General features: G+C 61.2%; 25 protein-coding genes, 3 tRNA genes and 1 pseudogene. 24 read left to right on the plus strand and 5 right to left on the minus strand.

Annotated features, from left to right (window positions below):
* The 12 genes and pseudogenes from QD408_RS22130 to QD408_RS22185 all read left to right on the plus strand — a co-directional run.
* Window positions 1-1,396 (plus strand): annotated as a pseudogene (locus QD408_RS22130) (hypothetical protein); the annotation flags it as partial.
* A gap of 304 nt (window positions 1,397-1,700) precedes the next feature.
* Window positions 1,701-1,958: a hypothetical protein gene (locus QD408_RS22135; RefSeq protein WP_088685425.1), complete on the plus strand. Its 258-nt coding sequence runs from the start codon at window positions 1,701-1,703 to the stop codon at window positions 1,956-1,958.
* 51 nt (window positions 1,959-2,009) lie between these two features.
* On the plus strand, window positions 2,010-2,486 hold the full coding sequence (locus QD408_RS22140; RefSeq protein ID WP_414140777.1) for a hypothetical protein: 477 nt from the start codon (window positions 2,010-2,012) through the stop codon (window positions 2,484-2,486).
* The gene (gene sctJ / locus QD408_RS22145) at window positions 2,483-3,313 is read left to right on the plus strand and encodes a type III secretion system inner membrane ring lipoprotein SctJ (protein ID WP_414140778.1); all 831 of its coding nucleotides are present in this window, start codon (window positions 2,483-2,485) and stop codon (window positions 3,311-3,313) included. Before QD408_RS22140 ends, sctJ begins: the two co-directional genes overlap by 4 nt.
* Window positions 3,314-3,315: 2 nt before the next feature.
* Window positions 3,316-3,945: a hypothetical protein gene (locus QD408_RS22150; RefSeq protein WP_414140779.1), complete on the plus strand. Its 630-nt coding sequence runs from the start codon at window positions 3,316-3,318 to the stop codon at window positions 3,943-3,945.
* Window positions 3,942-4,505, plus strand: coding sequence for a type III secretion system stator protein SctL (sctL, locus tag QD408_RS22155; protein WP_414140780.1), 564 nt, complete (start codon window positions 3,942-3,944; stop codon window positions 4,503-4,505). The genes QD408_RS22150 and sctL overlap by 4 nt, the downstream gene beginning before the upstream one ends.
* Window positions 4,498-5,817 (plus strand): FliI/YscN family ATPase, encoded by a 1,320-nt coding sequence (locus QD408_RS22160; RefSeq protein WP_414140781.1) that lies wholly within the window; start codon window positions 4,498-4,500, stop codon window positions 5,815-5,817. The genes sctL and QD408_RS22160 overlap by 8 nt, the downstream gene beginning before the upstream one ends.
* Entirely contained in the window at window positions 5,814-6,833 is a 1,020-nt protein-coding gene (gene sctQ, locus QD408_RS22165; protein WP_414140782.1) for a type III secretion system cytoplasmic ring protein SctQ, read from the plus strand. Before QD408_RS22160 ends, sctQ begins: the two co-directional genes overlap by 4 nt.
* The gene (gene sctR / locus QD408_RS22170; protein ID WP_414140783.1) at window positions 6,833-7,486 is read left to right on the plus strand and encodes a type III secretion system export apparatus subunit SctR; all 654 of its coding nucleotides are present in this window, start codon (window positions 6,833-6,835) and stop codon (window positions 7,484-7,486) included. The genes sctQ and sctR overlap by 1 nt, the downstream gene beginning before the upstream one ends.
* Before the next feature lie 62 nt (window positions 7,487-7,548).
* Complete coding sequence (locus tag QD408_RS22175; RefSeq protein WP_414140784.1) at window positions 7,549-7,818, plus strand: flagellar biosynthetic protein FliQ; 270 nt, start codon at window positions 7,549-7,551, stop codon at window positions 7,816-7,818.
* A gap of 10 nt (window positions 7,819-7,828) precedes the next feature.
* Entirely contained in the window at window positions 7,829-8,638 is an 810-nt protein-coding gene (locus tag QD408_RS22180; protein WP_414140785.1) for an EscT/YscT/HrcT family type III secretion system export apparatus protein, read from the plus strand.
* Window positions 8,625-9,422 (plus strand): EscU/YscU/HrcU family type III secretion system export apparatus switch protein, encoded by a 798-nt coding sequence (locus QD408_RS22185; protein ID WP_414140786.1) that lies wholly within the window; start codon window positions 8,625-8,627, stop codon window positions 9,420-9,422. Before QD408_RS22180 ends, QD408_RS22185 begins: the two co-directional genes overlap by 14 nt.
* Before the next feature lie 57 nt (window positions 9,423-9,479).
* On the opposite strand, the gene QD408_RS22190 is transcribed toward QD408_RS22185, so the two are convergent.
* The 4 genes from QD408_RS22190 to QD408_RS22205 form a co-directional block, all read right to left on the minus strand.
* Window positions 9,480-10,514, minus strand: a complete 1,035-nt coding sequence (locus tag QD408_RS22190; protein WP_414140787.1) for a pectate lyase — start codon at window positions 10,512-10,514, stop codon at window positions 9,480-9,482.
* A gap of 38 nt (window positions 10,515-10,552) precedes the next feature.
* Window positions 10,553-12,490 (minus strand): FHIPEP family type III secretion protein, encoded by a 1,938-nt coding sequence (locus QD408_RS22195; RefSeq protein WP_414140788.1) that lies wholly within the window; start codon window positions 12,488-12,490, stop codon window positions 10,553-10,555.
* A 23-nt stretch (window positions 12,491-12,513) separates the two neighbouring features.
* On the minus strand, window positions 12,514-13,497 hold the full coding sequence (locus tag QD408_RS22200) for a hypothetical protein (protein WP_414140789.1): 984 nt from the start codon (window positions 13,495-13,497) through the stop codon (window positions 12,514-12,516).
* An 89-nt stretch (window positions 13,498-13,586) separates the two neighbouring features.
* Window positions 13,587-13,754 carry a hypothetical protein gene (locus QD408_RS22205; protein WP_190237540.1) on the minus strand — a complete coding sequence of 56 codons (168 nt, stop codon included), beginning with the start codon at window positions 13,752-13,754 and terminating at the stop codon, window positions 13,587-13,589.
* A gap of 253 nt (window positions 13,755-14,007) precedes the next feature.
* Here QD408_RS22205 and QD408_RS22210 point away from each other — a divergent pair, with 253 nt between their 5' ends.
* Window positions 14,008-14,556 carry a hypothetical protein gene (locus QD408_RS22210; RefSeq protein WP_088685439.1) on the plus strand — a complete coding sequence of 183 codons (549 nt, stop codon included), beginning with the start codon at window positions 14,008-14,010 and terminating at the stop codon, window positions 14,554-14,556.
* 22 nt (window positions 14,557-14,578) lie between these two features.
* The gene (locus QD408_RS22215; protein ID WP_414140790.1) at window positions 14,579-14,995 is read left to right on the plus strand and encodes a hypothetical protein; all 417 of its coding nucleotides are present in this window, start codon (window positions 14,579-14,581) and stop codon (window positions 14,993-14,995) included.
* A gap of 515 nt (window positions 14,996-15,510) precedes the next feature.
* On the opposite strand, the gene QD408_RS22220 is transcribed toward QD408_RS22215, so the two are convergent.
* A tRNA-Val gene (locus tag QD408_RS22220) sits at window positions 15,511-15,586 on the minus strand.
* 415 nt (window positions 15,587-16,001) lie between these two features.
* On the opposite strand from QD408_RS22220, the gene QD408_RS22225 reads away from it, so the two are divergent.
* From QD408_RS22225 to QD408_RS22270, 10 genes are all read left to right on the plus strand, one after another.
* Window positions 16,002-16,078: transfer RNA gene (locus tag QD408_RS22225), tRNA-Asp, on the plus strand.
* Between the two features lie 50 nt (window positions 16,079-16,128).
* Window positions 16,129-16,205: transfer RNA gene (locus QD408_RS22230), tRNA-Asp, on the plus strand.
* A gap of 246 nt (window positions 16,206-16,451) precedes the next feature.
* The gene (locus QD408_RS22235) at window positions 16,452-16,817 is read left to right on the plus strand and encodes an NADH-quinone oxidoreductase subunit A (protein ID WP_008521906.1); all 366 of its coding nucleotides are present in this window, start codon (window positions 16,452-16,454) and stop codon (window positions 16,815-16,817) included.
* Complete coding sequence (locus tag QD408_RS22240) at window positions 16,808-17,392, plus strand: NuoB/complex I 20 kDa subunit family protein (protein WP_008521904.1); 585 nt, start codon at window positions 16,808-16,810, stop codon at window positions 17,390-17,392. The genes QD408_RS22235 and QD408_RS22240 overlap by 10 nt, the downstream gene beginning before the upstream one ends.
* Before the next feature lie 18 nt (window positions 17,393-17,410).
* Window positions 17,411-18,013, plus strand: a complete 603-nt coding sequence (locus tag QD408_RS22245) for an NADH-quinone oxidoreductase subunit C (RefSeq protein WP_088685442.1) — start codon at window positions 17,411-17,413, stop codon at window positions 18,011-18,013.
* 67 nt (window positions 18,014-18,080) lie between these two features.
* Window positions 18,081-19,271, plus strand: a complete 1,191-nt coding sequence (locus QD408_RS22250) for an NADH-quinone oxidoreductase subunit D (RefSeq protein WP_088685443.1) — start codon at window positions 18,081-18,083, stop codon at window positions 19,269-19,271.
* On the plus strand, window positions 19,271-19,543 hold the full coding sequence (locus QD408_RS22255; RefSeq protein ID WP_414140791.1) for a hypothetical protein: 273 nt from the start codon (window positions 19,271-19,273) through the stop codon (window positions 19,541-19,543). The genes QD408_RS22250 and QD408_RS22255 overlap by 1 nt, the downstream gene beginning before the upstream one ends.
* A 16-nt stretch (window positions 19,544-19,559) precedes the next feature.
* Window positions 19,560-20,726: an NADH-quinone oxidoreductase subunit E gene (locus QD408_RS22260; protein ID WP_414140792.1), complete on the plus strand. Its 1,167-nt coding sequence runs from the start codon at window positions 19,560-19,562 to the stop codon at window positions 20,724-20,726.
* A gap of 10 nt (window positions 20,727-20,736) precedes the next feature.
* Window positions 20,737-22,041: an NADH-quinone oxidoreductase subunit NuoF gene (gene nuoF / locus QD408_RS22265; RefSeq protein ID WP_025394097.1), complete on the plus strand. Its 1,305-nt coding sequence runs from the start codon at window positions 20,737-20,739 to the stop codon at window positions 22,039-22,041.
* Between the two features lie 2 nt (window positions 22,042-22,043).
* Window positions 22,044-22,712: a 5' DNA nuclease gene (locus QD408_RS22270; protein ID WP_088685446.1), complete on the plus strand. Its 669-nt coding sequence runs from the start codon at window positions 22,044-22,046 to the stop codon at window positions 22,710-22,712.
* Window position 22,713 lies beyond the last annotated feature (1 nt).

Genomic DNA, 22,713 nt, shown 5'->3' on the forward strand with positions numbered 1-22,713 from the left:
GGACAAGAACGTCTCGCCGCTGCCCTCCAGCAATCTCGCCAGCTATTCGTTCAACGACGTCATGGCGGCGATCATGGTCGCCACCGGCCTGGCCGGCAAGGGGATCGCCGCGACGGGCGGTTCCGACAGTCGTTTCTTCATCGGCAGCGGCGGCGATGCCTGGATCGCCGAGCGCATGTTCGGCACCAAGGACAATGGCTGGAGCAAGACCATCCAGGCGCTCGACCTGCCCTATATCGACAGCGAATATCTGACATCCAGCCTCAAGGGCATGGGGCTTTCCATGTCCGGGCTGATGAAGACGCTGATGCCGGGCACGGATGTGATTGATCCGATCATCGTTGACGGCAAGACCGCCGAGGAGGCGATCAAAAAGATCATCGCCCCGAGCCTGGATGCGCTGGCGGAAACCCTGTTCAAGGGCAACGCCGAAGCCATGGCGCAGTACAAGACCAATTTCACGACGATCTTCACCGCCCTCTGGGCGACGATGCGTCCGGGCGGCAGCGTCGAGACCATCAAGGCCGAACTCGGCAAACTGATCGACAAAACCGCCACCTCCACGCCGGCAGGGGTCGATCCGGTCAAATACAAGGCGGCGCTATCCTCCGGCGTGATGTCGGTGCTGACGGCCTCCCGTTCCATCTATGCCGGCCTCAACATGACCAGCCCAACCTGGGACAGCATCGGCGTCGTGGTGCTGCATGCCCTTGGCGCGCTGGCTCACATGGGCAGCGCGCTCGGTTCGGCGATCAAGGCTTCGAATTTCTCGCTGCTGGATGGGATCGGTTCGCTCGTCGGCGTTTCCGACGAACTGGCGCGGGCGCAGCGCAGCGTGCTTTCCGCCTTCTTCAAGAATACCGGGACGACGATCGGCGCCGTTGCCGGCGTTGCCTGGCTGCCGGTCGAATATTACCAGTTCCTGCAGGGGCTTACGAGCGGCAAGGGCGATCCGGTCGATCTGATTTTCATGGGGATCGGGACTGCGGCCGATACGATCGGCGCGATCGAAGGCCTGGCCGGCGTTGCCAACATGCTGGTGAATTCCACCTTCCTCGGTCGCACCGGCGCTACGGTAGCGCTCGTCTCCGGCGGCTTCTCGTTCGCCTTCGCGGTCGCCGGCGCGGTGTCCTGGGCGGCCTGGTCGGGCTATACCATCTACCAGAGCATCAAGCAGGAAAAAGCCTTCCACAAGCAGACCGACATGGTGAACGACATGCTCAAGCGCACGGTCAACGACACCGTCGGCATCTATGCCAAAACAGGTCCGATCGTCGGCGCCAAGGGCGGCATGAACCCCGCGCCCCGCGAACCGGAACAGCGCGAGCTTACACCTGAGAACTGGGATGCGATCACCGCCGACGTCGAGAAGCGGCGCGGTACGGCGGTGGGCTGATCCCGAGCGATTTCATAGCGCCCGATATCTGAATATTCACAGGCCCGGCCGGCTCATTGCCGGCGGGACTGTGAATATTATCTTGCAATAATTTAAAGTATAAATTTTATGCGCAATTTGGATATTCGCTGCGTTTTATGGACAAGAAACATTGCATTATAATATAATTGGAAGCAAATTTACCTAGGAAGATCGTTAATTCTAAAAATTAACCATCGGTTAAGTTTATACAATTGACCATCCGTTTTTTTATCCATATCAAAACATGCATTCATTTTGATAACTCCTTGATGGAAGTGCTCATATGGCCGTAGATGCAGTGAATTCCGACCTGAACCTGGCGCCTGCGAACCCTGTCTCCGTGGAGCTGACGACCAATAAGACGGATTCCACGGGCACCACCGGCAGCACGACGAAAAAGGTCGATCCCAACAGCGAGAGCGAAATTCTCTCCGCCGCTGTCGACGCCTTTCTGCCAGGCATGATTTCCAACACCCTGATGCTGAACAATTCGCTTTTCAATTTCGCCAAGGAGGCGATCGACGAAGGCAGCGACGAGTAGCGTTTTCCGTTCATCGCTTGCAGTTGACGTGTACCGAGTTGAGGAATTGCAATGAGTGGAGAAGAACTTTCCGGCCGCGCCTTCACGCCGCCCGTCGATGGTGTATCGACAGGCAATGTCCTGAAGACTTCGGAGATCGTGGCGGAGCGGATCGGCCTCCAGCCGACGGATTTCACCGGCTTCAAGCCAGCCGAGCTCGCATCCATTCCGAATACCCAGAGCCGCAAGATCGCGCCTGAATCGGACGCCATTCCCCCGTCCTACTCGCCGGAAGGCAATACGAGGCCCTCCAGCATTCTCGACCGGCTGTCGGCATTCTTCATGCCCGTGGGCGGAAACGGCCAGCCGGAGACGCCGCTCGTGCGGTTTGCGACTGATAAAACTCACAGCGGGCCGAAGATCGAAGACATCGCCACCTCGATCGACCGGCTGGAGAAATCACAGCAATTCGCGACCGGTACGACGCTGCTGTCGTCGCTCACTCAGTCCGTGATGTCGTCTTCCAAACGACTGACCCAGGGCCAGTGAACGTCATGATCGCATCGGCCCATTCGAGATCATTGCTCTCTTCGTCTGCACGCAAGGTCCTTCCAAAGACGGCCCTGCTTGCCCTCTGCCTCTTCCTTGCCGCCTGCAGCCAGGACGTGTTGACGGGGCTCGACCAGCGCGATGCGCTGGATGCCCAGGTCCTGCTCGAACGTGCGGGGATCGCTGTCACGATGAAGAGCGAAAAGGGCGGGACATATGCGATCACCGCCGATTCCGCCGACCATGCCCGAGCGATAGAACTGCTCGCCGGCGCCGGCCTGCCGCGCCAATCGTTCGGAAATGTCGCCGAGCTTTTTCCCGGCAACGGCTTCCTCGTGACGCCTTATGAGCAGAAGGCGCGGATGAGTTATGCCATCGAGCAGCAGCTCTCAGAAACGCTTTCGGGGCTCGACGGTGTTGCTTCGGCACGCGTGCATGTGGTGCTGCCGGAAGAGAATGGCCGCGGGCTCATCAAGGAGAAGGCAAGGGCCGCGGCCGTGCTGCAATATCGCCCCGGCGCGAATCTCAACGAGATCGACATGAAAAGCCGGTCAGTTCTGGTCAACAGCATCCGCGACCTCTCCTATGAGGATGTCTCGGTGGTGGTCAGCCCCTGGTCGGAAGTCGGCGCGCCGCCGGCTCCAGCGGGAACGGCCGCGGCCACGCCGGAGGCAAGCGTGACGCCCGCACCCGCAACAGCGTCGCTCTCGATGGTGCAAAGCGCCCTCTCGGCGTTCAAGGGTCCCAATCTGGCCGTGATCGGCGCAATCATCCTCGCCATCGGCGCATGCCTGCTGCTGCTATTGCCGCAACGGAAGGAGCGCTGAGCATGCGCACGCCGCGTTTCGACGGCGAGGCGATCTCGAATGCGGCAAAGCTCCGCAAGTCAGCCTTGCTCTCCGCGGATATCCCGACGGCCGTGCGATGGGGTGCGATCGGGCCGCTGCTTGCGGGTGGGACGTCTCTCTCGCCTCGGTTGCATCGGCGGCTTTTTACCGAGATCGCGGAAGCCCATGGCGATCCCGCCACGTTTCCCAACGGCGCCCGCCGCCTGATTGCCATGAGCGCTGGCGAACGCGCAAAGGCGGCACTCCGGGCGGGCCTCGCCTATCATCTCGCGGCCTTCTGCCCTGCGGTCGATCGCCCGACCCTTGGGAACCTCAGGGCTGTTTACGGCGAGGAAGCGGTCGCATTCGCTCTCGGCCACATCAATCTTTCCGCGGCAACGCCGCCGCTCGATCTCTTGAGCCAGGAGGCAAGCCGTATCGTCGAGGCCGATGGCTGGTCCATGCTGGCGCTGCTGGCCGACGAATACCGGATCTCCCCGGCCTGGCGGTCGGCGGGCTGGCGCGACATGGCGGAAAGCGGTTCCGCTTCCCTCTTGAAGAGCCCGGCGCTCGCTTTGGCGGCGGCCGCCGTCGATGACGTCGCCCCCATACAGGAAGGCGCCGGACGATGAGCTCGGAATTTGCACGTCATGACCGCATCATTCCGGCAGAGAGCTTTGGCCAGATAAAGGACGCAGCTGATATCCTGGAAGCGGCCCGTCAGGGCGCTGCTCAATCCGAGTCGATGCTTGCCGCTGCCCGCGAGCAAGCCGCCGGGGATGGCTATCGCGACGGGTTCGAACAGGGCGTTCGTGATGCCGCTGCACGGCTTGCCGCCTCTCTCGGAAAAGCCGAACAGGAGATTTCCAATCTCAACGGCTGGATTGAGGCCGTGGTTCTGAAATCGGTCGGATTGATCCTCGGATCGATGGAGGCCGACGAGCGCACGAGGAGATTGGTTCGTCATGCCATCTCTCAGACTGCCGAGGCCGAGGAGGTCGCCCTGCATGTCGCCCCCGAGGATGCCGCCATGATGGCCCGGGCGATTGCGGATATCGACCATCGCATCACTATCGAAACGGATCCGTTGATGTCCTCCGGTGAGATCGTCCTGGAGACATCGGCGGGACGAAGCCAGATCGGCCTGAAAGACCAGCTCGCCACCCTGATCGAGGCCCTCGTTCATGGCTGACGCATTGCTTCGAATGGAACGGACGCTCGAACAGGCGGAAGTGCGGCGGCAGAGCGGCCGGGTGAAAAGTGTTTCGGGCCTGCTGGTGCGGGCGGTCATTCCTTCGGTTCGGATCGGCGAACTTTGTGAGCTGCATGAGCCGGGCAGGGGCCGCATCGGCCTTGGCGACGTCGTCGGTATCGACGGCGAGATGGCGCTTCTTTCGCTTCACGGCGAAACCCGCGGCATCTCTCAGCGCACTGAAATCGTCCCGACCGGCCGGGAACCGGCGGTCTCCGTCGGCAATTTCCTGCTCGGCGCAATCGTCGACGCGCATGGCAATCTCCTGCGTCCTTCCGCCAACCCTGCCGGCGACGATGCGCGCTTCCTGCAGCCGCTTTATGGCCAGCCGGTCGATCCCTTGTCACGCCGCCCCATCCGGCAGCCGTTTACCTCGGGAATTGCCGCCTTGGACGGACTGCTGACCTGCGGTCAGGGCCAGCGCATCGGTATTTTCGGCGCACCGGGCGCCGGCAAGTCGACGCTGGTGTCGGAGATCGTCGCCAACAGCAAGGCCGATGTGATCGTCTGCGCCTTGGTGGGCGAACGCGGACGCGAGGTCGGTGAATTCGTTGCCGGCAACATGCCGGAAGGTGTTCCGTCGAATGTGGCGCTGGTGGTCGCGACATCGGATCGCCCGGCGCTGGAGCGCTTCAAGGCGGTGATGACGGCAACGGCGATTGCCGAGTATTTTCGCGAGCAGGGAAAACATGTGCTGCTCGTCATCGACAGCGTCACCCGCATGGCGCGCGCCTTGCGCGAAGTGGGGCTCGCCGCAGGCGAACCGCCGGTGCGGCGCGGTTTTCCACCCTCCGTATTCGCGGTCCTGCCGCAGATCTTCGAGCGCGCCGGAAACAGCGCAAACGGCACGATGACGGCGTTCTATACGGTTCTCGTCGAGGGCGAGGAACAGGACGATCCGATCGCCGAGGAAACCAGATCGCTGCTGGATGGCCATATCGTGCTCTCGGACAAGATTGCCAGAGCAGGCAATTTTCCGGCGATCGACGTGCTGGCCAGCCGAAGCCGCACGATGAGCGCAGTGGTCAGCGAGAGCCATCGCCAGGCCGCCGACAGGCTGCGCTCCCTGCTTGCCCTCTATGACGAGGTGGAATTGCTGATCCGCGTCGGCGAATATCGCCACGGGCGCGATGCGGCCGTCGACGAGGCCGTCGCCAAACACGGGCTTATCAAGCGCTTCCTGTTTGACGGCCAAGGCAAGCCGCAGCCGTTCGGCGCGATCGTCGAAGCGCTCGAGGAGCTCGTCCGATGAATATCGTCGCGCCCATAGGGTCCCGGTCGTCGACGGCCGAGGGCTTCTTTTCCCGATCCGTCACGACGATGCGCGCCGCCTGGCACATTCCGGTCCGTGAGCAGGCGCTTTCCATTCGCCCGTTATCCCCCGATATCGCGGCAAGACGGATCGCCGATCCGGTCGCTGTTCTCTGCCGTATCGGTGAGTGGGAGCAGACGCTGGTCGCTTCGGCTGGAGCGTTGCGGTTGGTGGCTGAAAGGCTGGAACCGCTGCTGCTCTGGGAAAAACTGTCGCCGCATGAAAAGGCGGCGGTAGTCGAACATCAATTTGCCGAGGTCTTCGAGGCGATCGAGAACAAGATCGGCATCGGCCTTTCGCTGCTGCGGATCGGCACCGAGCCGGAGCCGGATTTCAACGGCAATTTCGGCTTCGAAGTGGGCTGGAACGGCATGAGCCTGCCCTTGAGCGGCCGCTTCGACGAGGCTTTTCTTGGTGGGCTGGTCGGCTGGGCGAGCCGCCTGCCGCGCCACACCCTCGATTCCCTGACGACGACAGTCAGTATCCGGTGCGGTTATGCCGTGCTGTCGGTCGGTGAGATCAAATCCCTGCGACTGGGTGACGGCATCGTCATCGACGGGGCGGCGACAGAGACCGTCATCGCGATCACCGGGGAACGTTACCTTGCAACCTGCATGCGATCGGACAAGGGCGCGGTGCTCTCGGAGCCGCTTCTGTCGACGCCAACCGGACCAATGAGGCATTTCATGACGAATGAAACCGTCGATCAGGAATTGCAGGGCGAGCCGCGTCCGTCGCCTGTCGACAGCATCCCGATCAAGCTCGTCTTCGATGCCGGACGGATGGAGCTTCCGCTTCGCACGCTCGAGACGATCGGCGAAGGTTATGTCTTCACGCTCGACCGGCCCATGACCGATGCCGTCGACATCATCGCCCAGGGCCGCGTCATCGGGCGGGGTGAAATCATCTCCGTGGATGGATTGAGCGCCGTTCGCGTGACAGTGCTGCACGACTGATGGAACAGACCTTTCCCCTTGCCCAGAGCCTCGTGGCGATGGCGGCGATCTCGATGCTGCCCGTCATTACCGTGATCGCGACATCCTTCACCAAGATTTCGGTCGTCCTGCTGATCGTGCGCAATGCGATCGGCATCCAGCAGACGCCGCCGAACCTCCTGGTCTTCGCCATCGCCATCGTGCTCTCCGCATTCGTGATGAACCCGGTATTGCAAAGCAGCTGGCAATTGCTGCTGGCCCATAGCGGCGATTTCGGCACGATCGGCGGCATGGCGGACGGCATGGTCAAGGTGGCGGCTCCGCTCAAGGATTTCATGCTGAAATTCTCCGACGCCGAGGTCCGGGACTTCTTCGTGCAGGCATCGCAGAAGATTTGGGCGAACGCGCCGGCAACGCCCATCGCCTCCGACGACATTACCGTGCTGACGCCGAGCTTCCTCGTTTCGGAACTGACGCGGGCATTTGAAATCGGGTTCCTGATCTATCTACCCTTCCTGATGATCGATTTCGCCGTCTCCGCCATTCTCGTGGCGCTCGGCATGCAGATGATGTCCCCGACTGTCGTTTCCACACCGCTCAAGCTGCTGCTCTTCGTCTCGATCGACGGCTGGCGGCGATTGCTGGAAGGTCTGGTGCTGTCCTATGCGCAGTAAGAATCCCGCCTTCAAGCAAGCACCAATTCGGGCGCCAGCCGTTTCCAGCGGAAAGGCGTGTCATGGCTGAGGATCAGGTCGCCGCCGAAATCGGCATGTCCGTCATGGCGACCTTCGCCTTGGCCGGTCCCATTCTGGGCCTGGCGGCAATTCTCGGGCTCGTCATCGCCATTTTCCAGGCCGCCACACAGATCCAGGAACAGACCATCGCGCAGATCGTCAAGATTTTCGTGATCTCCATCGCCCTGCTGCTGTTCGGCCGAGTGCTGGCGACGCCGCTGATCGAACATTCCATTCATATCCTCAATGATTTCCCGACCATGGTTCAGTGAGGCGAGGCGGATGGGGCCGGATCATCTTCCGCTCGTCGGCATCGAGGTCGCGGCACCTGCCGCGGCGATGCTCGGAGCCGCCCGCGCGCTCGGTATCCTGCTGATCTTCCCGATCTTCTCGCTGTTCAGCATCGTCGGCATCCTGCGTTTCGGGCTGGCGATCGGCCTTTCGGCGCCCTCCGTCGCCTTCGCCTATTCGGTGCTGGCGCTCGGCGATACGTCCTGGTTCGATCTTGCCGGTCTTGCGATCAAGGAACTCTGCTTCGGGGCGCTCATCGGCATGGGGCTCGGCATTCCCTTCTGGGCGGCCCAGGCAGCGGGCGACATGACCGATGTCTATCGCGGCGCCAATGCCGCCAATCTCTTCGACCAGATCAACGCGCTGGAAACCGCACCGCTCGGTTCGCTGATGATGTCGATCGCTCTGGTGATTTTCGTCAGCGCCGGCGGAATGATCGATCTCATTGCTATTTTCTACAAATCCTTCGAACTCTGGCCGCTCTTCAAGCTGATGCCCGCCATGCCCGACGACCCGCTCGACATGATCCTCGGTGTTTTCGGCCGGCTCTTCAAGGCGGCCGGATTGCTCGCCGCCCCGTTCATGATCGTCACCTGCGCGCTCGAATTGTCGCTGGCCTTCGTCGGCCGGTCGTCCAAACAGTTCCCGCTGAACGACAGCCTGCCTGCCATCAAGAACTTCGCGGTCATGGTCATCCTCGTCATCTACACGGCCTTCATCTCCAGCTATTTCCACGATCTCTGGATCGACGGATTCAACGAGGTGAAAGCCATGCTGGAGGTGACCCATGGCCAAAAATGACGATACCGAGGAAAAAACCCTGCCGCCGAGCCGGGTGAAGCTCGATCGGCTCCGCCGCGAGGGCCAGGTTCCCCGCTCGAAGGAAATCCCGGTTGCGATCTCCGTCCTTGCCATCGCCGTCTACGTCACCTGGGGCTTGCCTGATATCCTCGAGGATTTCACCCGCAGTTTCGATGCCGGCCTTCAGTCCGCCGCGCGAGCCGACGTCTCCGACGCCGTCACTGTCGGCTTGAGCGAAACCGGCGTGGCGCTGCTCGATCTCATCTGGCTGCCGCTTGCCATGGGTCTTGCCGCGACCATCCTGGTGTCGATCCTCGACGGGCAGGGGTTTCCCGTATCGTTCAAACATATGAGCTTCGATTTCACCCGGCTCAATCCGTTCGAGGGCATCAAGAGGCTTTTTTCGCTCGCGAGCATCGCCGAGTTCGTCAAGGGGCTCGTCAAGTTTGTCCTGCTCGCAACCGCCGGCGGCGGTGCGATCCTCTATTTCCTCAACAGCATCTTCTGGTCGCCTCTTTGCGGAGAAGCATGCACGCTCTCCACGGCAGCCCATCTTCTCGGCTCGATCCTGGTCATTGCCGCCGGCATCATGGTGGCGGCGGCGTTTTTCGACATCCGCATTTCACGTGCGCTGTTCAAGCATGAGCATCGCATGACCAAGACTGAGGCCCGGCGGGAATACAAGGATACTCAGGGCGATCCGAAGCTGAAATCGGCGCGCAGACAGATCGGCGCGGAAATGCGCAGCAGCCCGCCGCGCAGGCAAGGGCCAGACCAAAAATGAAAAAGCGGGAGCTTGAGGCGCCCGCCCGATCTTCACTTTGTCGTTCCGGTGGACGTCTCAGACGCCCGATTGGTTGTCACCCACACGCGTCCAGTTCTTCACATTGTCCAGCGTGATATCGGACAGGAACTTTACGCTGGCAAGCGAGCTGTCGGTGCGGAAGACGTTGCTGCCGTTGGAGAACGAGCCGCCATCGATGGTGACGTCGGCATCGATCTGCTTGCCGCCATTGGTGCGCACGAGCGTGGTGAAGCCGTCAGCGACGAAATCCTTCAGATAGAACGTCGTGTCGGCATTGATCTGGAAGATCTTGTCGGTCGCGCCCTTGGCAGAGCCGCCGATAATAGTGACGTCGCCCGCACTTTTTACCGTCAGCGCATCCTCGCCGACATTCTGCCAATTGACGTTTTCGAGTGTCGCGCCGCCATAGACATGAATGCCGTCGGCGCCGTTCTCGCCGAGATCGACATTCCTAAGCGTCGCGCCGTTCTTGAGAATGAACACCGGCGATTGGGTTTCGGACTGGCCGCCATCGCCGAGCTTGGAAGAGGCCGTATAGGTCGCGCCCTTGCCGTCGAACACGCCTCCATCCACGACGATCGGTTCGTTGACGACGATGATGTCGCCTTCCTTCGAGAGGCCGGACTTTTCCGTCGTGGTCTGCAAAACCGTGGTCTGCTTCTCGTCGGATGGATCGACCTTCTTGGTGTCGGAAGAGCCGGGCGAAACCGTCTCGATCTCGGGCGTTTCGTTCACCTTGAAGGGTGTAACCGGATCGGTCATCCCGTTGTCAGGCTTCTCAGAGTCGGGCTGCCAGTTGATGAGCTTGCGCAGCACATCCTTGAAATCGGAATCCATGCCGCTTTCCGACGTTCCCCGCGACGTCGGCACATAGGAGGTCAGCATCGGCGGGTTGCCGGAGAGATCTTCGAAGGGTGAGACCTTGCGGATTCGGCTGGTGGTGAAATCCGTGTTCTGGGTGCGATGCGAGCCCATGTCGATCTTATTACCGCTGCCATGGCAATCGGACTCAACGTCGAAACGGGAGGTTCTGTCGAAGTCTATGGGCTTTTGTCCATCTACGCCATACATTGCATTCATCCCCTGCTGGTCTCTTCTACTTCAAGTGTTTATACACTCGACCTTTGTCTTGATCCGGCAGCGTTCCGGATTTGCCCGACCTCTCCAACCGTGTCGATCGTGATATCCCTATCGATTTCCTCCGCCGCCAGCACCGGAATGCGGCAGTTGTGGTGGATCATCAGCATCTGAGTGGGAAGACGAAGCTCGCCTGGCATGACAATGACGGGGTCGAGCCCGCGTTCATTGGCGTCGGCCAAGGCAGCTCTGGTGTCTTCGGCGAGAAGACGCAATTTTTCGCCGATCTCGATCTTATCAGCCGTTCGGCCCACCTCTCCATAGGATCGGACGAAATGGTCCCATTCGGCGGGAAGCACCAGTGCCGGCAGCAATCCGCGCCGGTCGAGAAGCCCGAAGGCAATCTGCTTGACCAGTGCCGCGCGCGCCATTTCGGCCAGGGCGTCCGGCTCGTGATCGGTGCCGGCATGCAGCATCACTTCCAGAAGTCCGCGCGGCTGGGACAGCGTCACGCCGGAATCCAGAAGCCGTCGGACGACCGCGACCGTCAGCATCAGCGGGACCTGGGTGGCGACATCGATCGCCAGTTTGCCGAGACGCGGTTCGAGGCTGCCGAGCCATTGCGCGGCGTCGTCGACGCTGAAAAGCGCGCCGATATGGCGGCGCACGATGCGCACGATATCGTCGGCGATCTGTTCGGCCGTTCGTTCCGGGCCGCATTTGATGAGGCCGGCCGGTACGTTTTCTACCTGGAGATGAATGAGATCCTCGGCCATGCGGGGATCGGCGTTGAACGTCGGCACCGTCACGGAGACGCCGACGGCGCGCGCCGCCATGCGGATACGCCCGTCCAGCATTTCGCCGAGGCTCATCGTTTCAAGCCGCGCCAGCGTTTCCATGGAGACCGTGGCGACGACGGGATCGCCATATTTCGTCCTGTCGAGCGGATAGGAATTGGCGCTTTCCACCGCATTCGCCGATCCGGTTGCGGGCTGGCCCGTGCGCCGGCGATGAACCGCGAAGGCAAGGCCCGCCAGGCACACGCCGATCGCGCCGAGCACGCCTGTGGGAAATCCCGGCACGAAGCCGGCGCATATCGTCAGGGCGGCGGCAATCGCCAATGCCCGAGGTTCGCGGAAGAGTTCGCGGCCGATATCGCTGCCCAGGCTGTCGTTGCCGTCGTCGGAAACACGGGTCACGACGATGCCGGCGGCGACAGCCATCAAAATGGACGGGATCTGCGACACCAGGCCGTCGCCGATCGACAGCAGCGTATAGAGATGGGCGGCTTCGGCAAAGCTCAGGCCCTTCTGGAAAATGCCGATCGCCAGGCCGCCGATGAGATTGACGGCGACGATCACCAGTCCGGCGACGGCATCGCCCTTGACGAACCGCATCGCGCCGTCCATCGCCCCGAAGAACTGGCTCTCCTGTTCGAGGCGTGCCCGGCGCTTCTGCGCGACTTCCGTGCTGATGTGACCGTTGCGCAGGTCGCTGTCGATGGCGAGCTGCTTGCCCGGCATGGCATCGAGGGTGAAACGCGCGCCGACTTCCGCGATGCGCTCCGCGCCCTTCGTCACCACGATGAACTGCACCAGCGCCACGATCAGAAAAATGATCAGGCCGACGACGACGTTTCCCGAAACGACGAAGTCGCCGAAGGCCATGATGATCTCGCCGGCATCGCCGTCCGCCAGCACGAGCCGGGTGGAGGAAATCGTCAGGGCCAATCGGAAGAGCGTGCCGATCAGGATGACGGCCGGAAAGGTCGAGATTTCGAGGACACTTTTCAGATAGGTCGTGGTGATCAGCACCACGAAGGCGAAGGAAAGATTGAAGGCGATCAGCACGTCCAGAACGATTGTCGGAAGCGGCAGCACCATCATCGTGACGACGGAGGCGAAAAACACCGCGAGCAGCATATCCGTGCGCTGCGCAAGCATGGCGATGGCGGATGACCTTACCTTCATGATCCGGCTTTCGACGCCATCGCCTAATCTTGTTCGCTGCTGGAAATTTCGGCCAGCTTGGGCTGGGCATTCCCGGCGGAGGCGAAATTGACCGTATCGTCCTCGCTGTCGCGGGAAACGATCATCTGGTCATTGCGGATCTCCTTTATCCGCCAGCCGCTGGGAACGACATCGCCTTCCTCGTAGCGGTGGCCGTCGGAGCCGATGATGAACCTGACGGGCGTATAACCGGCGGCGGCGACGAAGCCGTCGAGGCCGGAGGAAAGGGCAGTGAGATCGACGATGGCGACGGAACTGCGGCGGCTCATCGACGCGATGATGCCGCGCAGCTTGGTTTTGTCGGGCAGGCTGAGGGGCGGCGATCCCTCACCGATGCGAATTTCGTCGGCGGTGGCGACGACGCTCAAATCGGGAGAAAGCTGCGCCATGCGAACGGCCTGGCGGATTTCGGCGGCGATCGCAGCCGATAACGGCGCCGGTTCGGGGGCCGTTTGAGCCTTGACGAGCGGCGCCTGTTGCGCCGGCGCGTTGCTGTCGTAAAGGCCGGTCAACAGAAGTATTGCCGCGAGCACGAGAAGGCCGGCAGCGGCGATCCGGCGCGGCGCAAACCGCGCGCGCGCGGCGCCAAGACCTTCGAGCCGGCATGTCGTGCCGTCAAAGGAGATGGTCTGGTTTTTCCCGAGGGTAATCGTCTGATCGCGCTGAATGGAACGGCGATCGACCGTCAGGCCGTCCCGCAACGCGGTCAACGACACCGTATAGGAGCCGCGCGAGCGCTGCAGACATATGGCCAAGGCGGGTTCCGGCTTGTCGCCGAGGATGATCAGGTCGCAATCGGCGCTGCCGCCGACCATCTGCCGCTCCGTCGTCAACGGCAGCATGGAGCTTCGCCCGGCGCGCGTGATGCGTATGGCCGGTGCAAGACCGCCGGATACACTGCTATCGGCGGCCGCGTTGCCGGCGGCGCCTTTGAATGTCGGCGAGGAGAGATCTAAATCGATAGCCATCTGTTCCCGAACCGTCCGTCGAGCGGCTTCTATTGTCTTCGAGAGCGGGGAAAGCGAGACGGGCGAACCCGTCTCGCCATTGCGTTCAATCAGCCCGGACCGATTTTCTTGATGGCGTTGGCGACGCCGTTGATCTTGGTGATCTCGGTTGCAACCTGCAGGCTCTGCGCGGTTGCTTCGTTCTGAGCCGCCTTGAAGGCGGAGATTGCGGAGCCGATGCCCGCATCGAGTGTGGAAGTGCTGGTGCTGGTAGCCATGTCTTGAACTCCTTGCATGGTTTTGGCGGCCAGAACGTTGCAGAATTCAAGATGGGTTTCAATAGCTTATGTTAAAAAGTTATTAATGCGCAATATGTACAATGAATGCGCGAAATGGATATGAGCCGTGTTCCCTGGATCTTGGCGATCTGTAATAGTAGATCAGATAATTATTAATGATCTCGATTTCGTATTCCGTGCCTTCGCTCGATCATGTTGCTGACGGAGCGTCCGGACCGAGGGGTAAACTCAGATGTTTGCGCGTTTTGTTTACACTGCCGCTATCGGACTGTTGGCGGCTTTTCCTCTATCGGCTGGAGCAAGTGAGCGAGAGGTGCGCCTGGATGTCGTCTCGCTGCCACTCAGCGATGTCGTTCAGACGCTTTCCTTCATGTCGGGCATCCCGGTCACTACCGTCGGAACGCTGACCGGCAAGGTCGAGCACTGGTCCGTCCAGGAAAACGGGGCGAAGGCATTCGTGAAGCTTGGCGATGCCAGCAATCTATTCGTCGCCTATGACGGCAGCCGCATTATCATCGCGCCGAAACAGGAGGTCTCCACCGTCGTCCTCGATCGCGGCGGCCGCAGCTGGAAGGCCGAGCAAAATGCCATACGCGCGCTGTTCCCGCTCCTGCCCGACGATGCCTTGCGTGAAGATGCGGCCAGCGGATTGGTGCTCGTGCGCGGCCCGGCCGTGTTCGTCAAGGCCGTCGAAGATGTACTGAGCCGGCAGCAGGCCGACAGCATCAAAATCATCAAGGGCGGCCAGCTGGAAATCCTGACGACGAACGACGGCGCCTGAAAGGGCAGCGATGAAGGCACTGATGTCTCTCAAGCAGTTGCTGGAAATACGCAATCTGCGGGCCGACAATCTTTCCCGCAGCCTCTCCGAGGCGCGCGCGGACGCCGAACGGGCAAGAGAGGAGGAGGCGAGGGCCTCCACAGAACTCGACATCGCCGCGAGCCGAGCCGCAGGCAACCCCGTTATCGACGAATTGCGCAAGAACGGCATTATTCCCGCTGCACGGCTTCAGGACGCCGTCATGCGTCAATCCTTATTACGCAGCCATGAGGCCGATGCCGGCGCGGTGCTGGAAAAACGCAAACTCGACCGGCTTGCCGCTCAGGAGCGGGCAGAACAGGCCGCTGCCGATTTTTCCCGTGCGGAGAAGGCTGCCTTGCGCACCGAAATTTCGATCGAAGCCGCGGAAAAGCTGGCACGCGCATCGAGGTTCGACTGAAATTACCAATATCCAGGTCGGATCGACATTCAGGTTTCCCAAATCCGTTAATCGCTGCTTCATAGGACGCCGTGTTGAGCACGGAGGTCCGGCATGGCGTTTAAGCAGTATGAACTGCGCGATGGCCGTGGATGAGGTTGGCTGATCAAGATCGAAATCCGCCACAGCCGAATCATAGGCCAGCACATCTTCAAAAAAGCGCCGATAGCCCCGTTTCATATCTCGTTCCAGCTTGTCGTACTGGTCCGTTCCCTTGGCGATGTCGAGGCCATACTTATCGATGAAGCGGAGCAGCAATTCATCGTCGGGTTTTGTTAGGGAGAGTGGGGTGCCCGATTCGTTACCTTGATGTCGGATGCCGGTTTCTGTGGATGAATTTCACGGGGGAGGGGCCAGCGCGGATGGAAAACGCCGTTGCGTGACTTCAGAATATAGGTGGGATTGTGCGGGCCAATGTCTCACTTGAATGGCTCACTGAGCAAATTCGAAGCTACACGGCTTGGTTTGTAAGGGAATGGTGGGCGATGAGAGACTCGAACTCCCGACATCCTCGGTGTAAACGAGGCGCTCTACCAACTGAGCTAATCGCCCATCGCTGGCGAAGCCGGATCGGCCTGCCGCGTTGGTGGCCGTGATCTATGCGGATCGCGGCAAAACCGCAAGAGTGTTTGTGAAGATTTTTTGATTTTTTTGGCGGTGATCATGTCTCTCGCCGTGCCGGTCGGGCGAGGCGGGGCTGTGGATAAAGGGGAGGGGGTGGCGGCCGACATATGCGTTTTGCCGGCGGCGCCGGCTTCGACCATGCTTCGGTACGGCTGCGGAGATTGGAATTGCCGGCTTTTCATCCTTTCTGCAGGAGCTTCGACGAAACAATTCAACGGCTGTCATGGTTTTGTCTCCAAACCTGCTTGACACTAAAAGGCGAACCCCGTAGTTAGCCGCTCATCGAAACGGGCAGCCGTTTTGGTGAGGGTGCGAAGGCATCCGGATTGCTTGAAAATGAAGTGCGGGTGTAGCTCAGTCGGTTAGAGTGCCGGCCTGTCACGCCGGAGGTCGCGGGTTCGAGCCCCGTCACTCGCGCCATTTCCAAGCCGGCGACATCCGCCGCCATCCGGTTCTTCCGTCCGTTATGCGCGGGTGTAGCTCAGTCGGTTAGAGTGCCGGCCTGTCACGCCGGAGGTCGCGGGTTCGAGCCCCGTCACTCGCGCCATTTCTTCTCAAAGCCATGCAGTTTCCAGTGGTCAGCCATGCAGGTTCAAGCCGCTTGCGCGGATTTGTCGCGACATCGTTGCATCTGCTTGATAATGTCCGCGCGCACTCGTCGAATTGCCTCTGTATAAAGTCTTGCGCCGGGGCTTCGGCTGCGCTAACCACGGCTTGTTGCAACGCACGTTCGCTTGCCGGGCATTTGCCCATATGCGCCTCCTGGCGCCGCCGGCAAGCAGGGATGAACATGATGACTGAACTGCTCAGTTCCTATATTCCGATCGCCATCTTCATCGGTATCGCGCTTGTCATTGGCCTGGCGCTGCTCATCGCGCCGTTCGCCGTGGCTTTCAAAGCGCCCGATTCGGAAAAGCTTTCGGCTTACGAATGCGGCTTCAACGCGTTCGATGACGCCCGCATGAAGTTCGACATCCGCTTCTACCTCGTGTCGATCCTCTTCATCATCTTCGACCTCGAAGTCGCCTTCCTTTTCCCTTGGGCCGTTTCCTTCGGCGCCATCGGCTGGTTCGGCTTCTGGTCCATGATGGTCTTCCTTCTCGTGCTGACCATCGGCTTTATTTATGAATGGAAGAAGGGAGCCCTGGAATGGGAGTGACCCCTGTGAGCAATCAGCCGCTTGTTGCCCAGCAGCCGAAGGGGATCATCGATCCATCCACAGGCAAGCCGATCGGCAGCAACGACGCCTTCTTCGGTGAGATCAACAACGAACTCGCCGACAAGGGTTTTCTCGTCACCTCGACCGACGAGTTGATCAATTGGGCCCGTACCGGCTCGCTGATGTGGATGACCTTCGGTCTTGCCTGCTGCGCCGTCGAAATGATGCAGCTGTCGATGCCTCGTTATGACGTCGAGCGCTTCGGTTTTGCGCCGCGTGCCTCGCCGCGCCAGTCCGACGTGATGATCGTCGCCGGCACACTGACCAACAAGATGGCGCCGGCGCTGCGCAAGGTCTACGACCAGATGCCCGAGCCGCGTTATGTCATCTCGATGGGCTCCTGCGCCAATGGCGGCGGTTACTATCACTATTCCTATTCGGTCGTTCGCGGCTGCGACCGCGTCGTGCCGATCGACATCTACGTGCCGGGCTGTCCCCCCACGGCGGAGGCACTGCTTTACGGCGTGCTTCTGCTGCAGAAGAAGATCCGCCGCACCGGCACGATCGAACGCTAAGGGTTAAGGACTAGGCATATGAGTGAAGCCCTGACTGAGCTTGCGTCCTACCTTGGCGAAGCGCGCGGCAATTTGATTGCCGCTTCGCAGATGAAGTATGGCGAGCTGACGCTGACGGCGACGGGTGAAAACCTGATCGCGCTGCTGACCTTCCTGCGTGACGATGCCAAATGCGGTTTCGTCAACCTGATCGACATTTGCGGCGTCGACTGGCCGCAGCGCGAGCTGCGTTTCGACGTCGTCTATCATCTGCTGTCGCCGAAGAAGAACCTGCGCATCCGCGTCAAGGTCGCGACCGACGAGGATACGCCGGTTCCCTCCGCCTGCGCCGTCTATCCCGGCGCCGACTGGTTCGAGCGCGAGACCTGGGACATGTACGGGGTGCTCTTCACCGGCCATCCGGATCTGCGCCGCATCCTGACCGACTACGGTTTCGAAGGCCACCCGCTGCGCAAGGACTTTCCGACGACCGGTTTCGTCGAGGTTCGTTACGACGATGCGGCAAAGCGCGTCGTTTACGAGCCGGTGGAACTGAAACAGGAATTCCGCAACTTCGACTTCATGTCGCCGTGGGAAGGCACTGAATATGTGCTCCCGGGCGATGAGAAGGCGAAGCAGTAGGATCTGAAGAATACACTATTGCCTATTGCCCACTGGCTCATGCCTGCAATAGCGGAGCGCGTTGCAAATGACAGAACATAACGTCCGCAACTTCAACATCAATTTCGGACCGCAGCATCCGGCGGCGCACGGCGTTCTTCGTCTTGTCCTGGAGCTTGACGGCGAAATTGTGGAGCGTGTCGATCCGCATATCGGCCTGTTGCACCGCGGCACCGAGAAGTTGATCGAGACCAAGACCTATCTTCAGGCCGTGCCCTATTTCGATCGCCTCGACTATGTCGCGCCGATGAACCAGGAGCATGCCTATGCTCTGGCTGTGGAAAAGCTGCTCGGCATCGAGATCCCGATCCGCGGCCAGCTGATCCGCGTTCTCTATTCCGAAATCGGCCGCATCCTCTCGCATCTCTTGAACGTTACGACGCAGGCCATGGACGTCGGCGCGCTGACGCCGCCGCTCTGGGGCTTCGAAGAGCGTGAAAAGCTGATGGTGTTCTACGAGCGCGCCAGTGGCTCACGCATGCACGCCGCCTATGTCCGTCCGGGCGGTGTCCACCAGGACCTGCCGGAAAAGCTTGTGCAGGACATCGGCGACTGGTGCGATCCGTTCCTGAAGGCGCTCGACGACATCGACGATCTGCTCACCGGCAACCGCATCTTCAAGCAGCGCAACGTCGATATCGGTGTCGTCTCGCTGGAGGATTGCTGGGCCTGGGGCTTCTCCGGCGTCATGGTGCGCGGTTCGGGCGCTGCCTGGGACCTGCGTCGCGCCCAGCCTTACGAATGCTATTCCGATCTCGAATTCGACATTCCGATCGGTAAGAACGGCGATAATTACGACCGCTACCTGATCCGCATGATCGAGATGCGCGAATCGGTCCGCATCATGAAGCAGTGCGTCAACCGCCTGCTTTCGGATGCCAAGACCGGTCCTTTCTCGTCGATCGACGGCAAGGTCGTGCCGCCGAAGCGTGGAGAAATGAAGCGTTCGATGGAAGCGCTGATCCACCACTTCAAACTCTATACCGAAGGCTACCACGTGCCGGCTGGCGAGGTTTATGCCGCCGTCGAGGCGCCGAAGGGCGAGTTCGGCGTCTATCTCGTCTCCGACGGCACCAACAAGCCGTATCGCTGCAAGATCCGTGCCCCAGGTTATGCACATCTGCAGGCGATGGACTTCATGTGCCGCGGCCACCAGCTTGCCGACGTCGCAGCCGTTCTCGGTTCGCTCGACATCGTCTTTGGCGAGGTGGACCGCTGATGCAGCGTCTGCCGCTTGCCGTCGCACTTCTTCTTGCGGCATCCGGGGTCTCGGCTCAGGAGGCCGATACCCTCGGCGTACCGCTGGGCCATAAGGAAGTGACGCCGCCGGCTGCGCAATCGTCCATGGGCGAGCTTTTGTCCAAGGGCTATCAGATCAAGGCTGCCATTCCGAATGGCAGCAAATTCGTAGTGTTTATGCAGAAAGACCAGTCGGCCTATGCCTGCGAAATGCAGTCTTTGACCGCTTCGCGGTGTGGAACCCTAAACTGACAAGGCGTGAGGAAGAATGTCCGTTCGTCGATTAGCCGAAGATCAATTTCAGCCTGCCGCATTCGCTTTCAGCGATGAAAATGCGGTCTGGGCGGACAAGACGATCCAGAAATACCCCGCCGGCCGCCAGCAATCGGCGGTCATCCCGCTGTTGATGCGGGCGCAGGAGCAGGATGGCTGGGTCACGCGCGCGGCGATCGAAAAGATCGCCGATATGCTCGATATGGCCTATATCAGAGTGCTCGAGGTCGCGACCTTCTATACGCAGTTCCAGCTGCATCCCGTCGGCACGCGCGCCCATGTCCAGGTTTGCGGCACCACGCCCTGCATGCTGCGCGGCTCGGAAGCGCTGATGTCAGTCTGCAAGAGCAAGATCCATGCCCATCCCTTCGAGCGCAATGCCGAAGGCACGCTGTCCTGGGAAGAGGTCGAATGTCTCGGGGCCTGCGTCAACGCCCCGATGGTGATGATCGGCAAGGACACCTACGAGGATCTGACCCCGGAGCGCCTGGAAGAGATCATCGACACCTTTGCCGCCGGCAACGGCGCCAGCATCAAGCCCGGCACTCAGATCGATCGGATATTTTCCGCGCCTGAAGGCGGTCCGACCTCGCTGACGACGGAAGAGCCGAAGGCAAGGGCGCGCGCCAAGAAGGCCGATGCCGAAACCATCTCGGCACCGGTCGACGCCGCTCCGGTTCCGCCCTCCGAGGCCGCCCGTCCGAAGAGCACGGATGCGGAGACCAATGCCGCGCTGAAGACGCCGGCAACGGCGCCGAAGGCGGCTGCGAAAAACGCCAAGGCTGTCGAGGAGCAGCCGGTTTCCGGAACGGCCGCTGCCGAACCGGCGCCGCAGCCCGCCGTCAAGGCCGAGGCTGCCCCGGTGGCAAAGCCCAGCCTGACCGACAAGAACCGGCCGGCCGGCATCGAAAAGCCCGCCGCGCCTGACGATCTGAAGATGATCTCCGGCGTCGGTCCGAAGATCGAGGCGACGTTGAACGAAATCGGCATCTTCACCTTCGCGCAGGTCGCAGGCTGGAAAAAGGCCGAACGCGAATGGGTCGACGGCTACCTGAACTTCCGCGGCCGCATCGAGCGCGACGACTGGGTCAAGCAGGCCAAGGCGCTCGCCAAGGGCGGCGAAGCGGAATATATCAAGGTCTTCGGCAAGAAGCCGCGGTAAGAGGTGAAGCATGTTACAAGATAAAGACCGCATCTTTACCAACATCTACGGCCTCAAGGAAAAATCCCTGAAGGGCGCGATGAGCCGCGGCCACTGGGACGGCACCAAGCAGATCCTCGAAAAGGGCCGTGACTGGATCATCAACGAGATGAAAGCGTCTGGCCTTCGCGGCCGCGGCGGCGCCGGCTTCCCCACTGGCCTCAAATGGTCCTTCATGCCGAAGGAAAGCGACGGACGCCCGCATTACCTCGTCGTCAATGCCGACGAATCGGAGCCCGGCACCTGCAAGGACCGTGACATCATGCGCCACGATCCGCATACGCTGATCGAAGGCTGCGTCGTCGCGAGCTTCGCCATGGGCGCCAACGCGGCTTACATCTATGTGCGCGGCGAATATATCCGCGAACGCGAAGCGCTGCAGGCGGCGATCGACGAATGCTATGATTACGGCTTGCTCGGCAAGAACAACAAGCTCGGCTGGGACATGGACATCTTCGTCCATCACGGCGCCGGCGCCTATATCTGCGGTGAGGAAACCGCGCTGCTCGAAAGCCTGGAAGGCAAGAAGGGCCAGCCGCGTCTGAAGCCGCCGTTCCCGGCCAATATGGGCCTCTACGGCTGCCCGACGACCGTCAACAACGTCGAATCGATCGCCGTTGCCCCGACGATCCTGCGCCGCGGCGCCGGCTGGTTTTCGGCCATCGGCCGCCCGAACAATGTCGGCACCAAGCTGTTCATGCTCTCCGGTCACGTCAACAAGCCGTGCACGGTCGAAGAGGAAATGGGCATCACCTTCCGCGAACTGGTCGATCGCCATGCCGGCGGCATTCGCGGCGGCTGGGACAACTTGCTCGCCGTCATTCCGGGCGGCGCATCCTGCCCGATCGTTCCGGCCAAGGACATCATCGACTGCCCGATGGATTTCGACGGCCTGCGCGGCGTCGGCTCCTCCTTCGGCACTGCCGCCGCGATCGTCATGGACAAGTCCACCGACGTCATCAAGGCGATCGCCCGCATCTCCGCCTTCTTCAAGCATGAGAGCTGCGGGCAGTGCACGCCTTGCCGCGAAGGCACGGGCTGGATGTGGCGCGTGATGGAGCGCATGGCCAAGGGTAATGCCCAGAAGCGCGAAATCGACATGTTGTTCCAGGTGACGAAGCAGATCGAAGGCCACACCATCTGCGCGCTCGGCGATGCCGCCGCATGGCCGGTGCAGGGTCTGATCCGTAACTTCCGTCCGGAAATCGAAAAGCGCATCGACCAGTATACGGCAAGCGCGCTCGATCACGGCGCGGTTCTGGAGGCGGCTGAATAATCATGGCGGACAAGGCATCCGACAGCAGGAAGAAGGAAGAGGCTGCCGAATTTGCGGCCGGCTTCGGCCGTCTTGCCGCCGAGGTGCTGGAAAATGCGCGGGCAATGCCGGTGCATCCCCTGATGGCCCATCCCGCCGCAGCCTTTGCCGCCGCAACCGCGATCGGCTTCGGTTTCTCGACGCAGATGGCCGGCGCCTTTTTCGGGGCTTTCCAGAGCGCCTTGGAAACGACAGGCAAGCTTGCCGCCGCTCTCGATGACACCCCGCCGGAAGAGCCGGCGCCCGGTGTCGATATCCGGCCGGAAAATATCCGCCCGGCGGCCAAGGCTTTCGCCAAGCCGCTGGTCGAGAAGAAGGCAAGGCCGAAACTGACGGTGGTCACGCCGGCCAGCGAACCGGTGCCTGCGAGCCAGCCGAAGGCGGCTGTGAAGGCAAAGCCGGTTGCGCGGACTGGGAAGGCCGACGACCTGAAGCTGATCGCCGGCATCGGCCCGAAGTTGGAGCAGGTGCTGAACGCCAGGGGCATTCGCAGCTTCGCCGAGATTGCCGCCTGGACCGACGAAGAGGTTGCCCGGCTGGACGCCGAGCTCGGCTTCAACGGCCGTATCGGGCGCGACGACTGGTCCGGCCAGGCGAAAATTCTGGCAGGGCGGGGCCGCAGGAAGAAATGAG

Origin of the sequence: Rhizobium sp. BR 249 (assembly GCF_047445895.1) — a bacterium.
Taxonomy (GTDB): domain Bacteria; phylum Pseudomonadota; class Alphaproteobacteria; order Rhizobiales; family Rhizobiaceae; genus Rhizobium.